The 3,321-nt window shown below is 64.7% G+C and carries 3 protein-coding genes and 1 pseudogene; 2 read left to right on the top strand and 2 right to left on the bottom strand.

What is annotated here, in order from left to right:
* Positions 1-363: 363 nt before the first annotated feature.
* Positions 364-1,272, bottom strand: coding sequence for an alpha/beta hydrolase fold domain-containing protein (locus ACFYYN_RS43345; RefSeq protein ID WP_500550198.1), 909 nt, complete (start codon positions 1,270-1,272; stop codon positions 364-366).
* 13 nt (positions 1,273-1,285) lie between these two features.
* Here ACFYYN_RS43345 and ACFYYN_RS43340 point away from each other — a divergent pair, with 13 nt between their 5' ends.
* Together ACFYYN_RS43340 and ACFYYN_RS43335 are read left to right on the top strand one after the other, a co-directional pair.
* Positions 1,286-1,702: an ABATE domain-containing protein gene (locus tag ACFYYN_RS43340; RefSeq protein WP_500550197.1), complete on the top strand. Its 417-nt coding sequence runs from the start codon at positions 1,286-1,288 to the stop codon at positions 1,700-1,702.
* A gap of 12 nt (positions 1,703-1,714) precedes the next feature.
* Positions 1,715-1,846, top strand: a pseudogene (locus tag ACFYYN_RS43335) (CGNR zinc finger domain-containing protein); the annotation flags it as partial.
* A 419-nt stretch (positions 1,847-2,265) separates the two neighbouring features.
* Here the strand turns inward: ACFYYN_RS43335 and ACFYYN_RS43330 are convergent.
* The gene (locus ACFYYN_RS43330; RefSeq protein ID WP_500550196.1) at positions 2,266-3,204 is read right to left on the bottom strand and encodes a tetratricopeptide repeat protein; all 939 of its coding nucleotides are present in this window, start codon (positions 3,202-3,204) and stop codon (positions 2,266-2,268) included.
* Positions 3,205-3,321: the final 117 nt, after the last annotated feature.

Below are 3,321 nucleotides of genomic sequence, written 5' to 3'. Positions count from 1 at the left end.
AATCCACACCAGGCCAGAAGGCCCACACCCATTTCAAGATCCCTCAACCGAGACCTACATCACCCGTCCACAACCTCCCCGGACAGAACACCTAGCCATGAGCCCTGCCTTCTGCGGTGTAGCGGCAGATCTCGCCGCTGAATGCATCACGGAACCCGGCCGGGCATCCCGCCAACGCCGCGGCGGCACGTACAAGTCCCCGCCTTCGACGCCCATCCTTTGACGAGGTGGTCGAAGTGCGCGATCGTGTAGCGCGCTTGCCCTGTCGTCATCGACAACCTCCAAGCGGGCAATTAGATCGCGCACTTTGGACCGCCTCCCGCCCCTATTATCTCGCCTTGTTCCTGCGCTTGCCCGTGTCGGCTATACCTCGATGGCCCGACGGACGAATTGGTCGCGGGCGGCAATGGAGGCGCGGGAAAGAGCCGTGTGTGGGGCCATTTGGTCGAACCCGTGGAAGCCTCCTCCCCACAGGTGGAGATCCACACTCACCCCGGCCTCCGAGAGGCGCTGGGCATAGGCAAGGACCGAGTCGCGGAAAACTTCGGCCGACCCGCAGTCGAGATATGTACGGGGAAGTCCGGTAAGGTCGGTTGCACGTGCTGCGGCAGCGTAAGGGGAGACATCGGGGCCGCCGCGTCGCTCCCCAAGCAGCGAGGTCCAGCCGAAAAGATTGTCATTGCGGTCCCAGAAGCCTTCGCCGTCAAGCATCCTGCTGCTAGGGCTGTCGAACCTGTCTTCGAGCATGGGGCAGACGAGGATCTGATGGCTCAGGTGAGGAAAGCCGCGGTCCCGGGCGAGAAGCGCAGTACCCGCAGCGAGACCGCCACCCGCGCTTGCTCCGGCTATGAGAAGCCGGTTGGGGGCAATGCCCAGGTCGACGGCATGCTGCGCGGTCCACACCAGACCCGCGTAGCAGCCCTCGACGGGCGCGGGGTCAGGGTTCTCCGGTGCCAGCCGATACTCGACGGACACCACCACCGCCTTGCCTTCAGCCACGTAGGGCAGGTAGGTCTCAACCCCCATCCTACGAGTGCCGCTGACCATACCTCCCCCGTGAATGTGGTAGATGCCTGCCAGATCGCTGCCGCCCGCTGCCGGACTGAGAATGAGCAGAGTGATGTCCGGCGCGCCCTCGGGTCCCGCGACCTGGCGCTCTGAGACATTCACCGTCCCGTTCACGGTCAGATCTGTTGGCTCGACGCCCGGGATGCCCTGCAGGCGTGAGCGCCTTTGCCGGCGAGAGGAGCTGATGGTGAGGTTCGGCCACATCGCGGGTGACCGCATGCTCGACCTGGTTAACACCGTTGCCCGGCGGCTCGGCGGGCCAGAACGCGTTGAGGCCCTGAAGACCTTCTCCGACGTCGTCGAGTGGTGCATGGAATCCGACCTGATCACCACAGGTGAGGCCGCAGCCTTGCGCGACCTCGCCGACCGGGACGGCGCCCGGGCCGAGCGGGAACGGGTACAGGTCGTCGAAGCGCGCGAGAGGGCTTACGCAGCTCTCTTCAATGACGACCCCGAAGCCGCCGCAGACCTCGCGAGCATGTACCGGGCGGCGATCGCCACAGCTGACCTGGTCCACGCAGGCGACCGCTGGCAATGGCAAGACCGGGACACCGACCTCCGCCTGCCCCGCAATCGCATCGCCCGCGGGCTTGTGGCTCTTACTCAGCGCGACGACCTCGACCGCCTCCACTAATGCGAAGACGCCAAGTGCGGATGGGTCTACCTCGACACGTCACCGCGGAGGAACCGTCGCTGGTGCAACACGAAGGACTGCGGCGACCGCAACCGCGCCCGCGCTTACTACGCTCGACAGAAGGCGAAGAGCCACCAGCCCTGATTCATTTACCGCCTGTGATCATGGCTCGCGACGTCGACAGGAAAGGACATCAGCGGCTTACCGAACAGGGCACCGGGCAGTCAGCAGCCTGGTGTTACGCGAACGCAGGACGCCTGGCCAGGGCCGTGTTTTATCGGGCTGTACGAGAGTGCCACGCTCATTGACGGCTCGTTCAGCTCGGCTGAGGGGTTACGAGGTCCGCATGGAACTCCCAGTCGAGGCCCGAACTGACTGGCACCACCGGCGGAAACGTGGTCAGGAACGGGTACCGGTGGCGCGCCGCGGCCTCCGGCGGATGCCAGCGCCGACGAGGCCAAGGACGATCACAACGATCGCCATGGCCGGAAGGAGCCGGCGGGGTTGTCCTGCACAACCGCGAGCGCAAGAGCGACAGCAGCCTCGTACCGAATCCGAGGCGGCTACCAGTCGAGGTCGTGGTACGTCGCCTCTGGTACGCCAATGTCTGCGAAGGTGCCCCGGGCCTGTTGCCTCATCGCATCACCGGCGGGGTCCCCACAAGCGTGCAGAGTGCGGCTGAGCGCTGCGAGGGTTCGGGCTTCGCCGAGCCGATGGCCCGTCTGACGGTGAATTACCAGTGCCTCCCGGCCGAGTGTGAGGGTTGCGTCGTGGGCCGCCTCGGATTCCGCTATCTCGCACAGGAGTGTCACTGCCTGGCCCTCTGCCACGCGAAAGTGATGGTCGCGCGCCAGGTTCAGTGCCTGCTCGGCATAGAGCCGAGCCTGGTCGCGACGACCAAGGAGTTTCTGCGTAGTGGAGAGCCCCAAAATGCTGTCCACCTCGTGCCGGCGAAATCTCGCCTCGCGGGCGAGGTCGAGGGCCTGATTGTCGGCCTGAGCCGATTCGCCCAGCTGTGCCAGCTTTCGGTGCGCGCTGGCTACCGTGTTGAGGATGCCTGCCTGAATCCAGCTCCGTCCCGAGTCCTTGACCATGGCAAGGGCACGCTCAGCTTGTCTCATGGCCTCTTCGTGATGGCCAAGCTCGATATTGATCTTCGCCACGACGTCGAGCATCATCGCTCGGCCATTACGCGACAGCCGCCTGCGACCGTACGAGGTCTCCCTGGGCCCAAGGACGTCCAGACCATCGGTCAAGCGGCCGAGTTCCCAGTACACCCAGCCCAGTTGATGCAGAGCCAAGCTGTCGTCCTTCCAGCCCGTCTGTTCGTTGCGGCTGACAGCCAGTTCGAAGTGTTCAGCAGACTCGCGCAGTCGGCCCAGATCTCTGCAGGTCATGCCGAGGCCCAGCAACCCCACCCCTTCATAATGCAGATTCCCGACTTCACGAGCGATCCGCAACCCGGTGGTGAGATGCTCATGCGCACTGTCGAGGCGCGCCATGGTCCACTCCACGTAACCCCTGCCGCCTAGGTGCTGTTTCTCGGATCTCCTGACGTGATCATGCGTGTGGATTGACGCTGTTCAGCATGGTTGGCCGTGGAGACCTGACGAATGCGG

It is taken from the genome of Streptomyces sp. NPDC001902 (assembly GCF_042891295.1).
Classification (GTDB): Bacteria; Actinomycetota; Actinomycetes; order Streptomycetales; family Streptomycetaceae; genus Actinacidiphila.
The sequence above is the reverse complement of the archived record's forward strand: the minus strand, read 5'-3'. Positions and strand labels throughout refer to the sequence as shown.

What these genes read in the sequence shown, in the direction of transcription:
- ACFYYN_RS43345 (WP_500550198.1), bottom strand. Translation starts at nt 1,272, where the DNA reads ATGTGGCCGAACCTCACCATCAGCTCCTCTCGCCGGCAAAGGCGCTCA.
- ACFYYN_RS43340 (WP_500550197.1), top strand. Translation starts at nt 1,286, where the DNA reads ATGCTCGACCTGGTTAACACCGTTGCCCGGCGGCTCGGCGGGCCAGAA.
- ACFYYN_RS43330 (WP_500550196.1), bottom strand. Translation starts at nt 3,204, where the DNA reads ATGGCGCGCCTCGACAGTGCGCATGAGCATCTCACCACCGGGTTGCGG.